This is a genomic window from Rahnella sp. PAMC25559, from assembly GCF_050632365.1.
In the GTDB taxonomy this organism is placed as follows: Bacteria; Pseudomonadota; Gammaproteobacteria; order Enterobacterales; family Enterobacteriaceae; genus Rahnella; species Rahnella rivi.
Genome location: NZ_CP192543.1, coordinates 2,635,751 through 2,658,401 on the forward strand (window position 1 = coordinate 2,635,751; position 22,651 = coordinate 2,658,401).

The 22,651-nt window shown below is 52.7% G+C and carries 18 protein-coding genes; 10 read left to right on the plus strand and 8 right to left on the minus strand.

Features of this window, described 5'->3' with window-relative positions; genetic code table 11:
• The first annotated feature begins 43 nt into the window (after positions 1-43).
• The gene (locus tag ACQZQY_RS13545; RefSeq protein WP_431295789.1) at positions 44-1,498 is read left to right on the plus strand and encodes a protein adenylyltransferase SelO; all 1,455 of its coding nucleotides are present in this window, start codon (positions 44-46) and stop codon (positions 1,496-1,498) included.
• 22 nt (positions 1,499-1,520) lie between these two features.
• On the opposite strand, the gene ACQZQY_RS13550 is transcribed toward ACQZQY_RS13545, so the two are convergent.
• The 6 genes from ACQZQY_RS13550 to ppsR all read right to left on the minus strand — a co-directional run bounded on the left by ACQZQY_RS13550 (position 1,521) and on the right by ppsR (position 7,529).
• Positions 1,521-2,309 carry a heme ABC transporter ATP-binding protein gene (locus ACQZQY_RS13550; protein ID WP_056773505.1) on the minus strand — a complete coding sequence of 263 codons (789 nt, stop codon included), beginning with the start codon at positions 2,307-2,309 and terminating at the stop codon, positions 1,521-1,523.
• Positions 2,302-3,309: a FecCD family ABC transporter permease gene (locus ACQZQY_RS13555; protein WP_431295790.1), complete on the minus strand. Its 1,008-nt coding sequence runs from the start codon at positions 3,307-3,309 to the stop codon at positions 2,302-2,304. The genes ACQZQY_RS13550 and ACQZQY_RS13555 overlap by 8 nt, the downstream gene beginning before the upstream one ends.
• 17 nt (positions 3,310-3,326) lie before the next feature.
• Positions 3,327-4,157, minus strand: a complete 831-nt coding sequence (locus ACQZQY_RS13560; protein ID WP_122095594.1) for a heme/hemin ABC transporter substrate-binding protein — start codon at positions 4,155-4,157, stop codon at positions 3,327-3,329.
• A complete protein-coding gene (locus tag ACQZQY_RS13565; protein ID WP_431295791.1) occupies positions 4,154-5,188 on the minus strand; it encodes a hemin-degrading factor in 1,035 nt (344 codons plus the stop codon). The genes ACQZQY_RS13560 and ACQZQY_RS13565 overlap by 4 nt, the downstream gene beginning before the upstream one ends.
• 345 nt (positions 5,189-5,533) lie before the next feature.
• Positions 5,534-6,580 carry a 3-deoxy-7-phosphoheptulonate synthase gene (locus ACQZQY_RS13570; protein ID WP_431295792.1) on the minus strand — a complete coding sequence of 349 codons (1,047 nt, stop codon included), beginning with the start codon at positions 6,578-6,580 and terminating at the stop codon, positions 5,534-5,536.
• 127 nt (positions 6,581-6,707) lie between these two features.
• Positions 6,708-7,529 carry a posphoenolpyruvate synthetase regulatory kinase/phosphorylase PpsR gene (gene ppsR, locus ACQZQY_RS13575; RefSeq protein ID WP_122095592.1) on the minus strand — a complete coding sequence of 274 codons (822 nt, stop codon included), beginning with the start codon at positions 7,527-7,529 and terminating at the stop codon, positions 6,708-6,710.
• Between the two features lie 532 nt (positions 7,530-8,061).
• Here ppsR and ppsA point away from each other — a divergent pair.
• Complete coding sequence (gene ppsA, locus ACQZQY_RS13580; RefSeq protein ID WP_431295793.1) at positions 8,062-10,437, plus strand: phosphoenolpyruvate synthase; 2,376 nt, start codon at positions 8,062-8,064, stop codon at positions 10,435-10,437.
• A gap of 426 nt (positions 10,438-10,863) precedes the next feature.
• Here ppsA and ydiK read toward each other — a convergent pair whose 3' ends face one another.
• Complete coding sequence (gene ydiK, locus ACQZQY_RS13585) at positions 10,864-11,961, minus strand: AI-2E family transporter YdiK (RefSeq protein ID WP_056773526.1); 1,098 nt, start codon at positions 11,959-11,961, stop codon at positions 10,864-10,866.
• A 328-nt stretch (positions 11,962-12,289) separates the two neighbouring features.
• On the opposite strand from ydiK, the gene ydiJ reads away from it, so the two are divergent.
• The gene (gene ydiJ, locus ACQZQY_RS13590) at positions 12,290-15,346 is read left to right on the plus strand and encodes a D-2-hydroxyglutarate dehydrogenase YdiJ (protein WP_431295794.1); all 3,057 of its coding nucleotides are present in this window, start codon (positions 12,290-12,292) and stop codon (positions 15,344-15,346) included.
• Between the two features lie 15 nt (positions 15,347-15,361).
• Positions 15,362-15,781 (plus strand): hotdog fold thioesterase, encoded by a 420-nt coding sequence (locus tag ACQZQY_RS13595; RefSeq protein ID WP_431295795.1) that lies wholly within the window; start codon positions 15,362-15,364, stop codon positions 15,779-15,781.
• A 107-nt stretch (positions 15,782-15,888) separates the two neighbouring features.
• Here the strand turns inward: ACQZQY_RS13595 and ACQZQY_RS13600 are convergent, their stop codons facing one another.
• A complete protein-coding gene (locus ACQZQY_RS13600; RefSeq protein ID WP_056773538.1) occupies positions 15,889-16,293 on the minus strand; it encodes a hypothetical protein in 405 nt (134 codons plus the stop codon).
• A gap of 458 nt (positions 16,294-16,751) precedes the next feature.
• On the opposite strand from ACQZQY_RS13600, the gene sufA reads away from it, so the two are divergent.
• The 6 genes from sufA to sufE all read left to right on the plus strand — a co-directional run bounded on the left by sufA (position 16,752) and on the right by sufE (position 22,505).
• Entirely contained in the window at positions 16,752-17,123 is a 372-nt protein-coding gene (gene sufA / locus ACQZQY_RS13605; protein WP_056773540.1) for a Fe-S cluster assembly scaffold SufA, read from the plus strand.
• Positions 17,124-17,175: 52 nt separating this feature from the next.
• Complete coding sequence (gene sufB / locus ACQZQY_RS13610; protein ID WP_056773544.1) at positions 17,176-18,699, plus strand: Fe-S cluster assembly protein SufB; 1,524 nt, start codon at positions 17,176-17,178, stop codon at positions 18,697-18,699.
• A 121-nt stretch (positions 18,700-18,820) separates the two neighbouring features.
• Positions 18,821-19,567 carry a Fe-S cluster assembly ATPase SufC gene (gene sufC, locus ACQZQY_RS13615; RefSeq protein WP_056773552.1) on the plus strand — a complete coding sequence of 249 codons (747 nt, stop codon included), beginning with the start codon at positions 18,821-18,823 and terminating at the stop codon, positions 19,565-19,567.
• Positions 19,542-20,843 (plus strand): Fe-S cluster assembly protein SufD, encoded by a 1,302-nt coding sequence (gene sufD, locus ACQZQY_RS13620; RefSeq protein ID WP_431295796.1) that lies wholly within the window; start codon positions 19,542-19,544, stop codon positions 20,841-20,843. The genes sufC and sufD overlap by 26 nt, the downstream gene beginning before the upstream one ends.
• The gene (gene sufS, locus ACQZQY_RS13625; protein WP_390975121.1) at positions 20,843-22,063 is read left to right on the plus strand and encodes a cysteine desulfurase SufS; all 1,221 of its coding nucleotides are present in this window, start codon (positions 20,843-20,845) and stop codon (positions 22,061-22,063) included. Before sufD ends, sufS begins: the two co-directional genes overlap by 1 nt.
• 28 nt (positions 22,064-22,091) lie before the next feature.
• A complete protein-coding gene (gene sufE / locus ACQZQY_RS13630) occupies positions 22,092-22,505 on the plus strand; it encodes a cysteine desulfuration protein SufE (RefSeq protein WP_056773571.1) in 414 nt (137 codons plus the stop codon).
• Positions 22,506-22,651: the final 146 nt, after the last annotated feature.

Here is a 22,651-nt window from a genome sequence, read left to right on the forward strand (position 1 = left end):
TAATCCCGGCAGGGCGGCTCTACACTAAAGAAAAGGGGGATTTATGCCGCTATTCGAACACCATTATGCCGATCAACTGGACGGATTTTACACTGCCTTGCCACCCACGCCGCTCAAGGGCGCGCGGCTCTTGTATCACAGCGCACCACTCGCGCGGGAGCTGGGGCTGGATCAGACGCTCTTCGATGATGCCCACCGCGAATTCTGGTGCGGTGAGACATTTTTCCCCGGCATGTTGCCGCTGGCGCAGGTCTACAGCGGCCACCAGTTTGGTCAGTGGGCGGGGCAGCTGGGCGATGGCAGGGGTATTTTGCTGGGTGAACAGGTATTGCCTGACGGCAAACGTGTTGACTGGCACCTGAAAGGCGCCGGGCTGACGCCATATTCGCGCATGGGCGATGGCCGCGCAGTGTTGCGCTCCGTCATCCGCGAGTTTCTGGCCTCCGAAGCCTTACACCATTTGTCCATTCCGACCACGCGCGCGCTGACGATCGTCACCAGCGATCAGCCGGTATTTCGGGAGCAACCTGAACGCGGTGCAATGCTGATGCGCATAGCCGAAAGCCATATCCGCTTCGGTCACTTCGAGCACTTCTATTACCGTAAACAGCCTGAACAGGTAAAAATACTGGCCGACTATGTCATTGCTCATCACTGGCCGCAGCTGTCAGAAAATGGGCCCGTGGCGGCGAGCCGCTACCAGCAATGGTTCAGCGACGTGGTGAAGCGAACGGCTGAAATGGTTGCCCGGTGGCAAAGCGTGGGGTTCGCGCACGGCGTGATGAACACCGACAATATGTCGATTCTCGGGCTGACGATGGATTATGGCCCCTACGGTTTCCTTGATGATTACCAGCCGGGTTATATCTGTAATCACTCGGATCATCAGGGGCGCTACAGTTACGATAATCAGCCGGCAGTCGCGTACTGGAATCTTCACCGGCTGGCGCAGACCTTGTCCGGGCTGATGAGCACTGAACAGTTACAGGCCGCGCTGAGCGGGTATGAGCCAGCGCTGATGAAAGCCTACGGCACGCTGATGCGGGGCAAACTTGGGTTCTTTACCGAGAATAAGCAGGACAACAATCTGCTCACCGGGTTGCTGAGTCTGATGGAAAAAGAGGGCAGGGATTTCACGCAAACTTTCCGGTTGCTCAGCCAGGTTGAGCAGCAACAGGCCACGTCGCCGCTGCGCGATGCGTTTATTGACCGCGCGGCTTTTGACAGCTGGTACCAGAGTTATCGTCAGCGTTTGCAGGAAGAGGGCGTGGACGACGCCACCCGTCAGCAGGCAATGAAATTGAGTAATCCGCGCATCATTCTGCGTAATTACCTGGCACAGCAGGCCATTGAGCTGGCGGAAGTGGACGATATCAGTGCACTGACGGAGTTACATCAGGCGTTGCAGGATCCGTACGGTGACGATCCGCAGTACGATCATCTGACCGTACTGCCGCCTGACTGGGGCAAACATCTGGAAATTTCCTGCTCAAGCTGAACCGCACGCTCTGCGGGCAGATTTACTGCCGCAGAAAGACCTGTGGTAACGCCGTTTCCGGATGCGGGCAGACGTTCAAATCTGCCTGATACCAGCGGCTCAATGTCTCCTCGCTCAATACTGCGGCAGGTGTTCCGCTGGCGACCACCCTGCCACTGTGCAGCAAAATGATCCTGTCGGCATACAGCGCCGCCAGATTCAGATCATGCAGCACGCAGCACACGGACAGCGGCGTCTGCTGTGTCAGCTGGCGTAACAGGCGCAGCGCATGTTGCTGATGATACAAATCCAGTGCCGATGTCGGTTCGTCCAGAAACAACCAGCGCGGTGAAGGGTCGGGCTGCCAGAGCTGAATCAGTACGCGGGCCAGCTGGACGCGCTGCTGTTCGCCGCCTGACAGATGACGATAATCACGATCCGCCAAATTCAGACAACCGGTTTGCGCCATGACGTCGTTCAGCGCCTGCTGCATATTCAGCTGACCATGCGGCGACCGCCCGAGCGTCAGCACCTCCCGCACACTGAAACCAAACGCCAGCGTACTGTTCTGACGCATGACCGCACGGGTACGCGCCAGTTCCTGCGCGGGCCACTCTGTCAGCGCTTTTCCCTGCAAGGTACAACGGCCTTTTTGCGGTGCCAGATAGCCGGTCAGCATGCGCATCAGTGTCGATTTTCCGGCTCCGTTAGGGCCAATCAGCGCCACCATTTCGCCGCTGTGCAGACTGAGCGACACATCGTCAATTAACCGGCGGCCTTCAACGGCGTACACCAGATTTTCTGCCACCAGGGCGGAGGAAAAATCAGACATTACGCGGCACTCCCGGGCGAAGAATCAGCCATAAAAAATAAGGACCGCCGATGATACTGGTGATCAACCCGACCGGCATTTCTGCCGGTGCCACCAGTGTGCGGGCCAGCGTGTCGGCCAGTAAGAGCAGGCAGGCACCCGCCATCGCCGAACCCGGCAGCAGCCAGCGATGATCGGCACCGATGCGCATACGCAGCAAATGCGGGATCACCAGTCCGATAAAACCAATCACGCCTGATACCGCCACCGCGGCACCGACCAGCAGCGCGCTGAGAAGCAGCAATTGCAACTGCGTCCGGCGAACATTGACGCCGAGGTAATGCGCATCCTCTTCGCCCAGTTGCAAAATATTAAGACGGCGGGACATGAAAAAGGTGGCGATACAGGCGGGCAAAATAAGGGAGGAGGCCACCGCCAGCGTCGGCCATTGCGCCTGCCCGAGGCTGCCCATACTCCACAGCGAGAACTGGCGCAGTTGCTGATCGTCACTGACATAGGTCAGCACGCCAACCGCCGCGCCGCACAGTGCATTAATCGCAATTCCGGCCAACAGCAGGCGCGATAATCCGCCGTGTCCGAACCGGCTCAGCGTGAAAACCACCAGTGAAATCGCCAGGCTGCCGGCAAAAGCGCTGATCATATGGCTGTACAACGCCAGCAACGGCGGCAGGGTCAGCGGCATCACGATGGTCACCGCCACCGCCAGCGCGGCACCGCTGCTGATCCCAAGCAGGCCCGGATCGGCCAGCGGATTGCGGAACAGCCCCTGCATCACCGCGCCGGAACTTGCCAGCGCACAGCCGACCACCACCGCCAGCAACACGCGCGGCAGACGGACGGTTAACCACACCTGCCACAATCCGTCACTGAACGGCAGGCCTGCCAGAGTGCGCAGCGACAGCGACATGGCACCGGTATTCGCCGCCAGAATAGCCAGCAGCAGCAGAGCTCCACCGAGGCCCGTCAGCGCCCAGACCGGCGAGCGCCGGCGGGATGGCATTGGGGGGCTCATGCTGCTCATTTAACGTTTTCCGCCGCCTGACGGAGCTGAGTCATCACTGCCGGAGTTTGTAATCCAAAGCCCAGCAGTGACATATCATCGAGCACCAGTACGCGTTTGTTTTTACCGGCTGGCGTCATTGCCACGCCGGGTAATTTCCACACCTGATCCATTCCGCCTAAGCTTTTAATTCCGTCAGCGGTCAGCAGCAAAATGTCCGGCGCGCTGGCAATCACCCCTTCCTGGGACAGCGGACGATAGCGGCTGAAACCTTGCATGGCATTCTTTGCACCAACCGACGTGATCATCGCATCGGCTGCCGTATCCTGACCGGCGGCCATCGAGTTCATGCCGCCGTGGCTCATCACAAACAGCATTTTTACCGGCAGAGGATCGTGTTTGACGGCAGAGAGCTGGGTGCGATAAGTCGCAATCAGCTTTTCACCTTCAGCCTGACGGTTCAGCGCTTTGGCAATCACATCAATCTTTTTCGGCACGGCATCCACTGACGCCATGCCCGGTACGCGAACGACCTTCACACCGTTTTGTGCCAATTGCTGTAATACCAGCGAAGGCTCGGCCAGTTCACTGCTCAGCACCATCGTCGGGTGCATGGAGAGAATGCCCTCGGTATTAAGCTGACGCATGTAACCGACGTCCGGCAGCGCCAGCACGGCTTTAGGGCGCAGACTGGTGCTGTCGCGCGCCACCAGTTCATTGCCCGCACCCAGTGCGTAAACAATTTCAGTCACGTCACCGCCGATACTGACCAGCTTTTCTGCGGCGTGGATCAGCGGCGAAGAGAGCAGGGCGACGGTGGCGATCAGCGTTTTCAGTGTGTGTTTCATGCCGTGGCGCCTTCGTTGCTCAGTTGTGCCAGCTGTTCGCGCCATTGCGTTTGTTCAGGCGTGCCTTCGGTGCGCTGACCATACAGTTGCGCAATCTGAGTGCCATCTGCGGCGAACAGTTCCAGACTGGTGACGAAGCCATCTTTGGTAGGTTTACGGGTGATCCAGCTCTCTGCAATGGCACTTTCCACCAGATGGAGAGTGAAACGCGTATTGAAAACGTTGATCCATTCGCCGTGTGGCATCACTTTTTCGATCTTGCCGGTGAAGATTTGCACACAGCCTTTGTTACCGATGAAAATCATGATCTCGTTCTGACTGTCTTTGGCAATGTTCAGTAAACGGGTGAGGGAATCGTTTTCAACCCGCCAGGCCAGATCATCGCCAACCGCGTTGAATGCCTGCTGGCGCGTGACATCATGACGTTTAAGCAACTGGAAAAACTGGTGAACGTCTGTCATCGCACGCCACTCGGCATCAAGAGTGCTGGTGTCTGCAGGTGTCGGTTCCGGTGAAGCGGGTGCGGCTTCGAGTTGCAGCGGCGGGTTAACGTCGCTTTTGTACTGTTCAACCAGCGCATTCCACGCCGCCATGTCCGTTTCATCGGTGGTATAGACTTTATGCACCGCCTCGCCCTGAGCATCAAAGAACTTAATGCTGTGACGATCGCCGCGAGCGGTGGATTCCGTCATGCTGAAAATGTGCAACCAGTGTTGCAGGAACAGGCGCAAATCCAGCGCGCGCGGATTGAGGATAAGCCCGGCGTGTCCGTTCAGATGCTGATTCTGATAATGGCCCTGTTGTTCGTGAACGGCATATTCGTTGCGGGTGATGGATTTTGTGCCGCCGACGTGTTCCAGCGCGGCGAGCAGCGTGCGGGCATCAACATTCAGTCTTGCTGCGTCGTGGGAAACGCGCAGGGCCGTTAATTCGGCTTCGCTGATACCAAGAATGTTGGCCAGATCGCGTGCGTATTTACCTGGATTAGCGTCTTTTGCCTGTAAATAATCCTGATAGTGAACTGAATGCATGGCTGTCTCCTCGTAGTCTTAAACGTCATCCGCCATTGGGCAGATAAAAATTTGAGCTGTTATGTGAATGATTTGTAAAATATTGTTCCGCCTGACCACTATCCCGCCCAGGCATGGTAATGGGAATTAATATCAATTTGATAATCATTATCAAATCATTGCAGAAACACATCAAGAAAATTTTTGTTGGCAGAATGTAATTTTCGGGAAATAGCCCTTTAAATACCGGGGGATAACGCAGTGGTTTTGAACATATTGAGGTGAGCGTCCGGGCGATCTGAAGGCATAAAAAAAGGGCAACGTGAACGTTGCCCTGGGCTGTCTTGCGTGGTTTACCGGAATGGATCAGAACCGGCTGTCGGTGGCATCCGCCAGCATGGACAGCAGCGTTTCTGTATCTTCCCAGCTCAGGCAAGGGTCGGTAATGGATTTTCCGTATACCAGCGGTTTGTCGGGCACGATAGGCTGAGTTCCTTCGACCAGGAAACTTTCCGCCATGATGCCTGCTACCGCTGTCGAACCGCTGCGAATTTGCTCGCAGATATCGGCCGCAACATCCAGCTGGCGCCGGTGCTGTTTCTGACAGTTACCGTGGCTGAAATCAATGACCAGGTGCTGTGGCAGGTCGAATTCGGCAAGATTCAGACAAGCCTGTTCAAGATCTGCAGCATGATAATTCGGTTTTTTACCACCGCGCATAATGACATGGCCGTAAGGATTACCGGCGGTGCGATAGATCGTCATCTGACCGTTTTTGTCCGGCGACAGGAACATATGGCTGGTGCGGGAGGAGCGCATAGCATCAATGGCGATGCGGGTGTTGCCGTCTGTACCGTTTTTAAAACCCACCGGACAGGACAGGGCGGACGCCATTTCGCGATGGATCTGGCTCTCAGTGGTACGCGCACCGATAGCGCCCCAGCTGATGAGATCGGCAATATACTGGCCGATCACCATATCCAAAAATTCAGTCGCGGTAGGAATACCCAACTCATTGATGGCCAGTAAGACTTTGCGCGCCAGTTCGATACCCTCATTAACGCGGCATGAGCCGTTTAACTCCGGATCTGAAATCAGACCTTTCCAGCCCACCACGGTGCGGGGTTTCTCAAAATAGGTACGCATCACGATTTCAAGGCGATCCTGATATTTCTCACGCAGAACATTCAGCTTTCCGGCGTAATCAATAGCGGCTTCAATATCATGAATTGAGCAGGGCCCGACAACCACCAGCAGACGCGGGTCTTCACCGGTAATAATTTTTTCAATACGTTTACGTGATGCCATCACGTGTTGGGCGACCGACGGAGAGATTGGCAATTTATCTGCCAGTGCCTGAGGCGTAATCAGGCTGTCGATGCGCGTCGTACGCAGCTCATCTGTTTGTGACATGGTGCTCTCTAAAATTTGTTTCTTCGCTGCGGCAGGAATACCGGGAAGTGATGGCGATCACAATAACGTAATAACAGATGAATTCAACCACTGTTGGCGGGTTATGCCACCCACATCAGCAAAAGGCTCAGAACATGCGGCGACTCATGCCGAAGCTGTCCATGATCTTCGCTGCAATCTCCTCAACAGAATAGTTTGTGCTGTTGAGATAGCGGATCTGATTTTTACGAAAAAGTGCTTCCACTTCAGAAACTTCCATCCGGCACTGGCGCAGGGAGGCGTAGCGGCTGTTTTCCACCCGTTCCTGACGTATAGCGGTTAAGCGTTCAGGGTCGATGGTCAGCCCGAAAAGCTTATGCATATGTGGTTTCAGTGCCGCAGGCAGCTGAATATTATCCATATCATCGGCGGTAAACGGGTAGTTTGCCGCGCGGATCCCAAACTGGAGTGCCAGATAGAGGCTGGTCGGTGTTTTGCCGCAGCGGGACACGCCCAGCAAAATCACCTGCGCCTGATCCAGATTTCGCAAAGAAATCCCGTCGTCATGCGCCAGGGTGTAATCAATGGCGGCAATACGTGCATCGTATTTAGTGATATTGCTGGCGGTCAGGCCGTGCGTGCGGTTGGCAATCGGCGTTGGCTCCACGCCCAGCTCATTTTGCAGCGGCGCCACCAGAGACTGCACAATATCCTGACAAAACCCTTCACTGGCTTTAATGATGTCACGAATGTCCGGTGAAACGATCGAGTAAAACACCAGCGGGCGGTCTCCCGTGTTTTCATAAATGGTGTTGATTTGCTCGCACACTTTTTTAGCGCGTTCCTCACTCTCGACGAAAGGGAGCGAATACGTGGTCGCGTTGACCGGAAACTGTGACAACACGGCATGGCCTAATACCTCAGCCGTAATTGCCGTACCGTCGGAAATGTAAAATACACATCTGTCCACACACCGCTCCTGAATTTCTTTCTGTTTACCTCACCCTTTCGGGAACACGCTTAGTAATACCGAGAAATTTCATAAATAAAAAGGCTATTTAGTCTGACCTTCAGACTTATGTTCATTGCTGCGAGACAGTGCGCAAAATGACTGTAATAAATGAAATGGGATTTTAATTTTTTCGCGATTCTCCGCAGCTTTTTGATTTGCTTCAGCAGCGCGTCAGCTTCTCTGATAGCCTGATGCTTGTGACGGGTTTACAGACAATTTCATGCTGATTCATAAGGAATATTGTGATTTCCAACTGAACGACTCGCTGCCGGGCTGTGGAATTTTCCGAAACAAAAATAGTTTGTTTTGCTGGATCGATTCACCTGTCCTGCTCTTATGGATCATTATGCTAGTCTCGAAATAACAGTGTGATATATGAACCGGTGTTAACAGACACGCTGTCAGATAAAATTAAGTCATTTGTCTTCTGACTGTGAGAATGAATGACGACTCTCTGCTCTCCTACTGAATATTAAGAAAGGATTGTTTCATGGCTCATCTCGATCCCGATTTACGCAATGTTATCTGGTACAACCAACTGGGTATGAACGACGTTGATAAAGTCGGGGGCAAGAACGCATCCCTCGGGGAAATGATCACCAATTTGTCTGAGTTAGGGGTATCTGTCCCTAATGGTTTTGCCACCACCTCTCAGGCTTTCAATGACTTTCTCGACCAAAGCGGCGTGAATCATCGCATCCATGAGTTACTGGATAAAACCGACGTAGATGATATTGCGCAGTTAACTCAGGCGGGGGAAAAAATTCGACAGTGGATAGTGGAAACGCCTTTCCTGCCTGAGTTTGAAGCCTCCCTCCGTGAGGCTTATCAGCAACTTTCTGAAGGTGAGCCTGATGCTTCTTTTGCCGTGCGTTCTTCCGCCACGGCTGAAGATATGCCCGATGCTTCTTTTGCCGGGCAACAGGAAACATTTCTCAACGTTCAGGGTTTCGATGCCGTACTGACTGCAGTGAAGCACGTTTACGCGTCGTTATTTAACGATCGTGCAATCTCGTATCGTGTGCATCAGGGTTATGATCATCGCGGCGTTGCGCTTTCAGCCGGCGTACAACGCATGGTGCGTTCTGACCTTGCGGCCGCAGGGGTGATGTTCACCATAGATACTGAGTCTGGTTTTGATCAGGTGGTCTTTATCACGTCAGCCTTCGGCCTGGGCGAAATGGTGGTTCAGGGCGCGGTAAACCCGGATGAGTTCTACGTGCACAAGCCGACGCTGGCGAAAAACAAGCCGGCCATCGTGCGCCGCACCATGGGCTCCAAGAAAATTCGCATGGTGTATGCAGCCAGCCAGGAGCATGGCAAACAAGTTCAGATTGAAGATGTGCCCGCCGAACTCAGCACAACCTTCTCGCTGACGGACGAAGAAATTCAGGCGCTGGCGCGTCAGGCATTGTTAATTGAAAAACATTATGGCCGTCCGATGGATATCGAATGGGCGAAAGACGGACACAACGGCAAGCTGTATATCGTGCAGGCGCGCCCGGAAACTGTACGTTCTAACGGCCAGGTGATGGAGCGTTACCAGCTCAACGGCAGCAGCAACGTGCTGGTGGAAGGCCGGGCCATCGGTCACCGTATCGGCGCGGGCCCGGTGAAAATCATTCATGACATCAGTGAAATGCATCACGTTAAGCCCGGCGATGTACTGGTGACTGACATGACCGATCCTGACTGGGAACCGATCATGAAAAAAGCCTCTGCGATTGTCACCAACCGCGGTGGCCGAACCTGTCATGCGGCGATCATCGCCCGTGAACTGGGGATCCCGGCAGTGGTTGGCTGTGGGGATGCCACTGAAAAACTCAAAGAAAACCAGAAGGTCACGGTGTCCTGTTCCGAGGGCGACACCGGCTATGTGTATCAGGATGAGCTGGACTTCACGATACAAAGCTCTGAGGTTGATGAACTTCCGGCGCTCCCGCTGAAAATTATGATGAATATCGGTAACCCGGATCGCGCATTTGATTTTGCCTGCCTGCCAAATGAAGGTGTTGGTCTGGCGCGGTTAGAATTCATTATCAACCGCATGATAGGGGTGCATCCGAAAGCATTGCTGGAATTTGACCAGCAGACACCGGAGTTGCAGACCGAAATCAGTAAACTTATTCAGGGATATGACAGCCCGCGTGAGTATTACGTGGCGCGTCTGACCGAAGGGATCGCCACGCTGGGCGCAGCTTTCTGGCCAAAACGCGTGATCGTGCGTTTGTCTGATTTCAAATCGAATGAATACGCCAACCTGGTCGGTGGCGAGAAATACGAACCGCATGAAGAAAACCCGATGCTGGGTTTCCGTGGTGCGGGCCGTTACGTGTCAGACAGCTTCCGCGATTGTTTTGCGCTGGAATGTGAAGCCATGAAACGGGTGCGTAATGACATGGACCTGACCAATGTTGAAGTGATGATCCCGTTCGTTCGCACCGTTGCACAGGCAGAAGCCGTGGTTGCAGAACTGGCCCGTCAGGGATTAACACGTGGTGAGAACGGCCTTAAAGTCATCATGATGTGTGAAATTCCATCGAATGCGCTGCTGGCAGATCAGTTCCTTGAACACTTCGACGGTTTCTCTATTGGCTCAAACGACATGACCCAGCTGACGCTGGGGCTGGATCGCGATTCCGGCGTGGTGTCTGAGCTCTTTGATGAACGTAATGAAGCGGTGAAAGCGCTTTTATCGATGGCGATTAAAGCAGCGAAGAAACAGGGCAAGTACGTAGGCATCTGCGGACAGGGGCCTTCTGATCATCAGGACTTTGCCCAGTGGCTGATGGAAGAGGGTATCGACAGCTTGTCGCTCAATCCGGATACCGTCGTGCAGACCTGGCTGGCGCTGGCAGGCAAGTAAATAAATTCCGAATGTAAGTGAAATAATGTATGCAGGCCATCGTGTAAAGGCGATGGCTTTTTTTTATGAACTAAAAATACCGGTGTATGTCAGGTGCGAAAAATAACCAAGGGCAAATTTTGGATAAAAAAAAGCCCGTCACGAAGACAGGCAAAGACTACACACAGCAATTTGGGGTATACATGCTTTAGGGGAAAGCGTGTATATAAATCAGTGGGTTGAAATCCGAACTGTTAATAATACTAGGTTTCTCAAGGTATTTAGTCTGTAAGAATCCTCCTAATAGGTTTTATTATTAGCTGAAAGAGGATAAGACGTTTTTTTAACACAAGAAGAGACAAAAATATTGACGATAATAACAGGCAGTGGCGTTGTCTCATTATTCAGATGAGACAACGCCAGAGCGTTAGTGAATGTCTGAAGGTATCACTCGTTTAGCGCTTTTAATGCTTCTTCCGGGTTTGACTCAGGCTCTGGTGCCTCATGCACCCAAAGCGAAATCAGGCGGTATGAAACGGCCAGTACCACCGGGCCGATGAACAGACCAATCATGCCGAAAGCAAACAGACCACCGATAACGCCTGACAAAATCAGCAACATAGGCAAATCGGCACCCATGCGGATCAGCACCGGGCGCAGCACATTATCCAATGAACCGACCACACAACTCCAGACCAGCAGCACCGTGCCCCAGGTATTATCACCTGACCAGTAAAGCCAGATGATGGCAGGGATAAGCACCAGCAACGGGCCGATTTGCGCGACACAGCAGACAAACATCACGACGGTTAATACGGTCGCATAAGGAATGCCGGCAATCGCGAGCCCGATACCACCGAGAACGGATTGCACAATGGCGGTCACGACCACACCCAGAGCGACCGCGCGGATCGCCTGACCGGCAAGGATGACAGCCGCATCGCCGCGCTCTGCCGCCAGACGCACCGCGAAGTGGCGGATCCCCATCGCGACTTGTTCACCCCGGCTGTAGAGCAGGGCGCTGAACAACAACATAAGAGAACAGTGAACAATAAAGCGCCCCAGATGCCCGGCCTGCGTCAGGAACCAGGATGCCGTTTGTCCGACGTAAGGCTGTACTTTGGTCATCAAAACATTGCCGCCGCCATTAATCAGCGCATGCCAGCCGTAATACAGTTTATGACCCACCAGCGGGATCGCTTTCAGCCACTGAAAATCCGGCATATGCAAGGTCGACGGATTGCCTGCCAGCGCCACCAGCGGCGCGCCATTTTCAATGGCGCTGCTGACCAGTAAAGCAATGGGTAAGACGAAGAGTAAGATCAGCAGCAGGGTCATGACGATGACGGCAAGGAAACGTCGCCCCCACAAAATACGCTGTAATTTGATCATCAGCGGCCAGGTGGCAATCACCACCATTCCCGCCCAGGCAAAGCCTAATATAAAGGGCTGAACTATCCAGATGCTGGCGACAGTCATCAGCGCAATAAAGAGCACCCCAAACATAATTTGTGGTAAGTCATAACGTTTAATTGGGAGATTCATTCATGTTTCTCATAAGGATAAACGAAGAGGCCTCAGCCTTGAGCCTCCAAAATAGCGATACGCCGCGCCGACGGCATCCATCAATAATCATGGAACATTCAGTCAGGTTTGGATAGCGCGCCGCAAATTTAGTTGCAACACGGTGTTGCCAGAACGGCATTTTGCGGAACGTCATGAAACAATTGAAACAAAGTTCAGCCAGACGGAGCGCTTAAAAACGAAGTATGTTAGTTTTTATTCTGGGTAAAGAACAGGGTGGATCTGCCCGGCAGATCCGGCAAGCGCTTAGCGTTTGCCAGGCATACAACAAAGACAGAGTCATAATTCAATGATCCCACAGATTTCTCAGGCACCGGGTGTCATCCAGCTGGTGCTCGATTTTTTGGAAGCCTTAAAGAGCAACGGTTTTACCGGTGATCTCACCACGACATACGCGGATCGCCTGACGATGGCGACTGACAACAGCGTATATCAGCTGTTACCGGATGCAGTCCTGTTTCCGCTGGCAACCTCAGACGTTGCCCTGATTGCCCGCGTTGCCGGGCAGGAACGTTTTAAAACGCTGGTCTTCACGCCGCGCGGCGGGGGCACTGGCACGAACGGTCAGGCTCTGAACCGCGGCATCGTGGTTGATATGTCCCGTCATATGAACCGCATTCTGGATATCAATACTGAACAGGGGTGGGTCAAGGTTGAGGCTGGTGTTATCAAAGACCAGCTCAATGACTATCTGCGCCCTTTGGGTTATTTCTTCTCACCTGAATTGTCGACCAGTAACCGCGCGACGCTCGGCGGCATGATCAATACCGATGCGTCAGGGCAGGGGTCGCTGGTTTATGGCAAAACCTCGGACCATGTTCTCGGGGTGAGGGCGATTGTGCTCGGTGGGGAGATGCTCGATACCACCGCCATGCCCGCTGCGCTTGCCGACAAACTCGGTGAAGAAGACTCGGTGATTGGCAGAATCTACCGCACGGTATTAGACAGTTGTCGCGATAACCGCGCGCTGGTGATTGAAAAGTTTCCAAAACTTAACCGTTTCCTCACCGGCTACGATTTGCGCCACGTATTAAGCGATGATCTGCAAACATTTAACCTGACACGGATCCTGACCGGTTCCGAAGGTTCGCTGGCGTTTATTACTGAAGCGCGCCTGAATATCACACCCATTCCCAAAGTGCGTCGGCTGGTCAATATTAAGTACGACTCCTTTAATTCAGCGCTGCGTAACGCGCCGTTTATGGTCGACGCCAGAGCGTTGTCAGTGGAAACCGTCGATTCTAAGGTGCTGAATCTGGCACGTGAGGATATCGTCTGGCACAGCGTCCGTGAGTACATTAAGGACGTTGACGGCAAAGATATGCAGGGGTTGAACATTGTTGAATTCGCCGGTGACGACGCCGATCTGATTGAAGATCAGGTGAGTGCATTATGCGAACGTCTTGACGGGCTCATGAGCGACAAGGAAGGCGGGGTGATTGGCTATCAGATTTGCGCCGATCTCGCCGGAATCGAACGTATTTACAATATGCGTAAGAAAGCGGTCGGGCTGCTGGGAAATGCCAAGGGGCAGGCAAAACCGCTGCCGTTTGCAGAGGACACTTGCGTGCCTCCGCAGCATCTGGCGGACTACATCGTGGAGTTTCGCGCACTTCTCGACAGCCATAATCTGAGCTACGGCATGTTCGGGCACGTTGATGCGGGTGTACTGCATGTGCGTCCGGCACTCGACATGTGTGACCCGCAGCAGGAGATGTTGCTGAAACAGATTTCTGACGAGGTGGTGGCGCTGACGGCCAAGTACGGCGGCTTGCTATGGGGTGAACATGGCAAAGGTTTTCGCGCCGAATACAGTCCTGCATTTTTCGGCGAAACGTTGTTCCATGAATTACGACGGATAAAAACCGCCTTCGACCCTGATAACCGCCTGAACCCCGGCAAAATCTGTGCGCCGCTTGACTGCGATGAGCCGATGATGAAAGTGGATGCCGCCAAACGGGGCACCCTGGATCGGCGTATTCCGCTCGAGGTGCGTCAGTCATTCCGTGGCGCGATGGAATGTAATGGCAACGGTCTGTGTTTTAACTTTGATGTGAAAAGCCCGATGTGCCCTTCAATGAAGATAACCGGCAGCCGTATTCATTCGCCTAAGGGCCGCGCAGGTCTGGTGCGAGAGTGGCTGAGATTGCTGTCAGAGCAGGGCGTTGATCCGCTGGTGCTGGAAAATGCCCTGCCGGAAAAAGGCCTGAGTTTCCGCAGTCTGATCGATCGCACGCGTAATACCTGGCATGCCAATAAAGGCGAATATGATTTTTCACATGAAGTTAAAGAGGCCATGTCAGGTTGTCTTGCCTGTAAAGCCTGTTCAACGCAATGCCCGATCAAAATAGATGTTCCCGGGTTCCGTTCGCGTTTCCTCCAGCTTTATCACACCCGCTATCTGCGCCCAACCAGCGACCATGTGGTCGCGAGCGTGGAAAGTTATGCTCCGCTGATGGCGCGGGCGCCAAAGTTGTTTAACTTCTTCCTTAAACAGCCCTGGGTGCGGGAGATGAGCCGCAAAAGCATCGGCATGGTGGATCTGCCGCTGCTGTCTTCTCCGACGCTGCGCGAGCAATTGCTGGGGCACCGCGCCATCACGATGACGCTCGAACAGCTGGAAAAAATATCACCGGCTCAGCGAGGGGAATATGTTCTGGTCGTTCAGGATCCGTTCACCAGCTTCTATGATGCGCAGGTGGTGGCTGATTTCGTTCGTTTAATCGAAAAACTCGGCCTGAAGCCGGTGCTGTTGCCGTTCTCCCCGAACGGTAAGGCGCAGCATATAAAAGGTTTCCTGCAACGTTTTGCCAAAACAGCGAAGAAAACGTCGTTGTTCCTCAACCGCGTATCGCAATTGGGAATGCCTATGGTCGGCGTCGATCCTGCGTTGGTATTGTGTTATCGCGATGAATATAAAGAAATTCTCGGTGATACCCGCGGGTTTTTCCAGGTTCAGCTGGTGCACGAATGGCTGGATACCTGGCTGGCAGAACGTCCGGCGCAGCAGCAAAGCGGCGAATCGTGGTATCTGTTTGGACACTGCACCGAAAGCACGGCGCTGCCGACCAGTGGAAAACAGTGGAGCGATATTTTTGCCCGTTACGGCGCGAAGCTGGAAAATGTCAGTGTCGGATGCTGCGGAATGGCAGGCACCTACGGTCATGAAGCTAAAAATCTAAAAAACTCACTCGGAATCTATGAGCTGTCATGGCATACCTCGCTGCAGCGCTTACCGCGTCAGCGCTGTCTGGCAACAGGTTACTCATGCCGCAGCCAGGTCAAACGCATTGAGGGTAATGGGGTTCGCCATCCGCTACAGGCTCTGCTGGAAATCATTCCCTGAGGATAAGGAAGCACAATGTCATTCTGGAAAAGAACCACCACGCTTGAAGCGCTCAATGAGCGCAGTCAGGGATGCATGGTAGGGCATGTAGGGATAGTGTTTACCCGGCTGGGTGATGATTTTCTTGAAGCCACCATGCCGGTAGATGCCCGTACCACCCAACCTTTCGGTTTATTACACGGCGGCGCATCCGTGGTGCTGGCAGAAACCATGGGATCGATGGCCGGTTACCTGTGCAGTGAAGGTCAACAGACGGTGGTCGGCGTGGAGATTAACGCCAGCCATATGAAGTCGGCCAGAGAAGGCCCTGTTCGCGGGGTGTGTCGTGCATTACGCACGGGGCGTCGCAGTCAGGTCTGGCAGATTGAGATTTTCGATCAGCAAGGGGAATTATGTTGTGTTTCCAGGCTAACGACGATGGTCATCGACAGATAACTAAAGTGAATGAGCGGGACTTATAGCGCTGGAAGGGGCGGACATACTGAAAAGTTGTCCGCCTTTTTTATTCAGAAGTCTTTCTGCGCTAACGCGTTGAAAATATATCAAAGATGATAAGGAACGCGTTTTGCGAAGTCGGTCTGGAAGGCCGTCGCTTTTTCCCAGATGCCCAACATGGCATAATACTGGCAAATGAGTTTGAGCGTGTGCCGCGCAAAATGGTAGCTCTGAACACGGAAGAGTTCACATCGAACGACGCTGTTTATTTCCAGTATCAGGCGGTTATGCAGTTTGCATAACGCGTGCAGGTAACTGTGATCATCCCCGTTTTGCAGGCATAAATTGGCCATGTCCAGGCAAATGCTATTAAAGCGTTTCAGCTGGCACAGATGTGCCTCAGGGCGTCGTAAGGCTGCATCAGCCATATAGAAATCCACGGTGGCATCGCGGACAGTCGATTTGTATTCGTCAATCTTGCCTTGCAACCACGCATTTACCGATTGAGCCATTCTCAGTATTCCGGGTTATCTGAATGATAATCATTATCAAAGAATGAACATCATATTGGCAAAAAATCAGCGGATCAACGTTTTCATCGGATTTTTTCGTTTTGTCATCTGCCAAAGCGTAGACAAAAAGAGCCTTATTATTGCGTTTAGGGTGAATTCATAAATAGGCATTTCCGATGAATGTTTTATAATAGACATAATGAAAGCTATTAAACCATGAGCTTTGTAAGGTTAATTTTGAGTTTTTTAACAAAAAATTGACAACTTATTCAATCAGTTGATGGTTGCGGTGTTCAAGACCCGCCGGCAACCGGACCCAAAGCCGATGCACATTGAGCGACGTTCCTCGTGGGTCATCGCTATACCCTCTTAAAACAAGAGGTTGAAGTGATAATTGTAATCACTAGAATAGAGACAATAGGTCTTGTCTATGACCATAAAACTATGAGGTAAGACAGATGCAAACTGAAACTGTCGGCTCGTTCTCTTTAGACGACAACGTATGGCAAGGCGTGATCCTGACCGATTCTGCGGCGAAACAGGTTAAGACCCTGATGACCCAGGATCCTGAAGTGAAAGGCCTCCAGCTCTCGGTAAAACAATCGGGCTGTGCCGGCTTTGGCTACGTTCTGGATTTAACCAAACAACCGGCCAGCGATGACCTGGTGTTTGAGCATGACGGCGCTTTGCTGTTTGTTCCGCTGAAGGCGATGCCTTTCATCGACGGAACCGAGGTGGATTTCGTCCGTGAAGGGCTGAATCAGATATTTAAATTCAATAATCCTAAAGCGCAACACGCCTGTGGTTGTGGCGAAAGTTTCGGCCTGTAAGACCGAATCTTTTGATTTTTAAGATTATTGTAAACAAAGCGATGTAACCAACATGTCACGAAGCAACGTAGAAATTCCAGACGATGTGCAGTCTTGGGTCGGCGAGGGAGTGAATTACAAGGAAGGGTTTTTCACCCAGCTGGCAACCGATGAATTAGCATCAGGCATCAACGAAGATGTGGTTCGCGCGATTTCCGCGAAACGCAACGAACCTGAGTGGATGCTGGAGTTCCGTCTGCAGGCTTATCATGCTTGGCTGAAAATGGAAGAGCCGCACTGGTTGAAAGCGTATTACACGCCTCTCGATTATCAGGATTACAGCTATTATTCTGCGCCATCCTGTGGCAGCTGCGATGATACCTGTGGTTCTCAGCCTGGTGCCACACAGCAGCCTCCGGCAGACTCGCACAGTATTCCTGCGCTTGAAGGTAAAAACTACCTGACCAGCGAAGTTGAAAAAGCCTTTGAACAGCTGGGCGTCCCGGTACGTGAAGGGAGAGAAGTGGCGGTCGATGCAATTTTTGACTCCGTTTCTGTCTCCACGACGTACCGTGAAAAACTGGCGGAATCTGGCGTCATTTTCTGTTCTTTCGGTGAAGCCATTCACGAATATCCAGATCTGGTTCGCAAATATCTCGGCACCGTGGTGCCTGCGCAGGACAACTTCTTCGCCGCACTCAATGCCGCTGTCGCCTCTGACGGCACGTTCGTTTACGTGCCGAAGGGCGTGCGCTGCCCGATGGAGCTGTCGACCTATTTCCGTATCAATGCCGCGAAAACGGGTCAGTTTGAACGAACTATTCTGATTGCCGATGAAGGCAGCTATGTCAGTTACATCGAAGGCTGCTCTGCGCCGGTGCGTGACACTTACCAGCTGCATGCGGCTGTTGTAGAAGTCATTCTGCATAAAGATGCAGAAGTGAAATATTCCACCGTGCAGAACTGGTTCTCCGGCAGTAAAGACAGCAGCGGCGGGATCCTCAACTTTGTGACCAAGCGCGCATTGTGCGAAGGCGCAGGGTCGAAGATGTCCTGGACGCAGTCTGAAACCGGCTCGGCGATCACCTGGAAATACCCAAGCGTTATCCTTAAAGGGGATAACTCGATCGGTGAGTTCTTCTCTGTGGCGTTGACCAGTGGCAAACAGCAGGCTGACACCGGCACCAAGATGATCCACATTGGTAAAAACACCAAATCCACGATCATCTCAAAAGGTATCTCCGCAGGCCATAGCCAGAACAGCTATCGCGGTCTGGTGAAGATCCTACCAGGCGCGGAAAATGCCCGTAACTTTACGCAGTGCGATTCCATGTTGATTGGTCCGGACAGCGCAGCGCATACCTTCCCGTATGTTGAAGTGCGTAATAACACTGCTCAGCTGGAACATGAAGCAACAACGTCGAAAATTGGCGATGACCAGCTGTTTTACTGTCTGCAACGTGGTATCAGCGAAGACGATGCTATTTCCATGATTGTTAACGGTTTCTGTAAAGATGTCTTTTCCGAGCTGCCGCTGGAGTTTGCTGTCGAAGCACAGAAACTGCTGGCGATAAGCCTTGAACACAGCGTCGGTTAAAAACCCGACGTCTTTTCTGCCGTCGCAGCGTGGTGTGACGTCGCGGCGGACAGGTTTGAGTTCAGCACAGTCAAAGCATAATCAGAATTATGAGCGCGCAGGCGCAAACTCAAGGATACGTATGTTAAGCATCAAGAATTTGAAGGTCCGTGTCGAAGAAAAGGAAATTCTCAAGGGACTTGATCTGGAGATCAAACCGGGAGAAGTACACGCCATCATGGGCCCGAACGGCTCAGGTAAAAGTACGCTCTCCGCGACACTGGCTGGCCGGGAAGATTACGAAGTTACCGACGGTTCAGTAATGTTCAACGGTAAAGATTTACTGGATCTTGCTCCGGAAGACCGTGCTGGTGAAGGCGTTTTCATGGCCTTCCAGTACCCGGTAGAAATCCCGGGCGTGACCAACCATTTCTTCCTGCAAACCGCAGTGAATGCGGTGCGTAAATACCGCGGTCAGGAAGCCATGGACCGTTTTGACTTCGCGGATTTCATCGAAGAAAAAATCGCGATGCTGAAGATGCCTGCCGATCTGCTGACCCGTTCAGTGAACGTCGGTTTCTCCGGCGGTGAGAAAAAGCGTAATGACATTCTGCAAATGGCGGCGCTTGAGCCAAATCTTTGCATTCTCGATGAAACCGACTCCGGTCTGGACATCGATGCGCTGAAAATCGTTTCTGACGGTGTTAATACTCTGCGTGACGGCAAACGTTCTTTCGTTATAGTCACTCACTACCAACGCATCCTCGACTACATCAAGCCTGATTATGTGCACGTTCTGTATCAGGGTCGTATTGTAAAATCTGGCGATTTCAGCCTGGTTAAACAGTTAGAGGAGCAGGGTTATGGCTGGCTTACCGACGAAGAGTAATGCACCTGCAGCGGGCAGTTCACATGCCATGCAGCAGCTTTACCGTCTTTTTGAAAGCCGCGGTGGCGAGCAATCTGTTCACGCCCACACGCACTGGCAACAGGTGCTGCGCCTCGGTTTCCCGCACGCCAAAATGGAAGACTGGAAATATACGCCGGTTTCCTCTCTGCTGGGCAATCAGTTCTTTGCCCCTCAGCAGCAGGCCGTAACGGCTGAGACAGTGAAGTCTTTAGCATTGCCGCTCGATTCATATCGTCTGGTTTTCGTCGATGGTCGTTTCGATGCAAGCCTGAGTGATGCTGAAACCGGTGCATTTGAGATCCAGAAACTGAATGCGGCGGCGCAGCAAACGCTGCCTGAGCCGGTTCAGTCTGAAGTCTTTTTGCACCTGACTGAAAGTCTGGCGCAGGATCCTATCGCTGTACGCCTTCCTGCCGGTAAACAGGCAGACAAACCGCTGTATCTTTTACATATCAGCAGTGGTCGCGACCAGTCGCGTGAAATGAATACGGTGCATCATCGCTATCATTTAGCCATTGAAAGCGGTGCAAATGCAGAAGTGATTGAACATTACCTGAGTCTCAACGATCACGGGCACTTTACCGGCGCACGTATGACGGTAAATGTGGGCGATAATGCGGACTTTACGCATTACAAACTGGCGTTCGAAAGCCAGGCCAGCTTCCACTTCTCGCACAATGATTTGGTTGTCGGGCGTGATGCACGAGTTTCCAGCCACAGTTTCCTGCTGGGCGCGGGCCTGACCCGTAATAACACCAGTGCGCAGCTGAACGGTGAAAATACCCATCTCAACATTAACAGCCTGGTTCTGCCGGTTGACAGTGAGATTGCGGATACCCGCACCTATCTTGAGCACAACAAAGGTTATTGCAACAGCAACCAGTTGCACAAAGTGATCGTGAACGATCGGGCAAAAGCGATTTTCAACGGCATGATTAAAGTGGCGAAGCACGCACTGAAAACTGACGGAAAAATGACCAACAACAACTTGTTGCTGGGTAAACATACCGAAGTTGACACCAAGCCACAGCTCGAAATCTATGCCGATGACGTCAAGTGCAGCCACGGTGCGACCGTCGGTCGTATTGATGACGAACAGCTTTTCTATCTGCGTACCCGTGGTATCAGCGGTGATGATGCTCAGCAAATGATCATTTTTGCTTTTGCTGCTGAACTGACGGAAGCCATCGAGAATGAAACCCTGCGTGACGTCGTGATTGCCCGTATTGCGGGTCGACTCAATCGAGGTAAGTAATGACTTTTCCACTGGAAAGAGTACGAAGCGATTTCCCTGTATTGAGCCGCGAAGTTAACGGCCAACCGCTGGCCTATCTTGACAGTGCTGCCAGCGCACAGAAACCGCATCAGGTTATTCAACGCGAAATGTCTTTTTTCGAGCAAGGTTATGCTGCCGTTCACCGCGGCATTCATACCATGAGCGCAGAAGCGACTGAGCAGATGGAAAACGTCCGCACTCAGGCCGCACATTTCATGAATGCTGCATCGGCGGAAGAAATTGTCTTCGTCAAAGGTTCCACGGAAGCTATTAACCTGGTGGCCAATACGTGGGGGCGTGAATTTTTACACCCCGGTGACCGCATTATCCTGACCGAGATGGAGCATCACGCCAATATCGTTCCATGGCAGATGCTGGCGAAAGAACGTGATTTGCACATCGACGTCTGGCATCTGACGCCGGAAGGTGAGCTGGATTTATCTCAGCTTGAAGGGCTTATCACACCGCGCACTAAACTGCTGACGCTGGCGCATGTTTCCAATGTGCTGGGCACTGTTAACCCGCTCGAAACCATCATCCCGCAGGCGAAAGCGGCCGGGCTGACTGTGCTGGTTGATGGCGCACAGGCTGTCATGCACTACGCGGTCGACGTTCAGGCGCTGGGCTGTGATTTCTATGTCTGGTCTGGTCATAAGCTCTACGGGCCAACCGGCATCGGTATTCTGTATGGCCGTAAAGCATTGCTGGATCAGATGCCGCCATGGGAAGGTGGCGGATCGATGATCAAGCATGTCAGCCTGAGTGAAGGTACGACCTTCGCGGCCGCACCATGGCGCTTTGAAGCCGGCACGCCAAATACCGGTGGTATTATGGGGCTGGGCGCGGCGATGGGCTATGTGACTGAACTGGGGCTGGAGAATATCCATGCTTACGAGCAGGAACTGATGACCTACGCACTTGAGCAGATGGCGACAGTGCCTGATATTCAGATTTACGGTCCGGCACACCGTTCAGGCGTGATAGCGTTTAACCTCGGTAAACATCATGCTTACGATGTGGGCAGTTTCCTCGATCAATACGGTATTGCCATCCGCACGGGTCATCACTGCGCGATGCCATTAATGTCTTTCTACGGTGTTCCGGCTATGTGCCGTGCGTCGCTTGCGATGTACAATACCCGTGAAGAAGTCGACCGTCTGGTCGCAGGACTGCAACGTATTCACCGGTTGTTGGGCTAAGCCTGACAACCTCGATCAGGATGTTGTTATGGCTTTGCCAGATAAAAGTAAGTTAGTGAGAAATTTTTCCCGGTGCCCGAACTGGGAAGAGAAATATCTGTACGTGATTGAACTCGGCGGGCAGTTACCGGCTTTGCCGGAGGAACATCGTCAGGACAAAAATCTGATATCAGGCTGTCAGAGCCAGGTGTGGATCGTGATGCGCACGGATGAAACCGGAGCACTCACTTTTGAAGGCGACAGCGATGCGGCTATCGTGAAAGGGTTAGTGGCGATTGTGTTCAGTCTGTACCAGGGACTCACGCCGCGCGATGTTGTTGAACTGGATGTCCGTCCGTTCTTCGCAGAGCTGGAACTTAGCCAGCATCTCACGCCTTCACGCTCGCAGGGGCTGGAAGCGATGATCCGTTCTATCCGTGCTAACGCAGCGACGCTGGCTTAAGCGCTGATTGCTCACTTTGCTCATTAGGAATCGTCTGCTAATGAGCAAAGCCATTTCTGAATATCCCCGCGTTTTATTCTGTTTTACTCCTGACTTTTCATCCGTTTAAAAAACCGTTTCACTGTGTTTTCCACCGGTCATGCCAT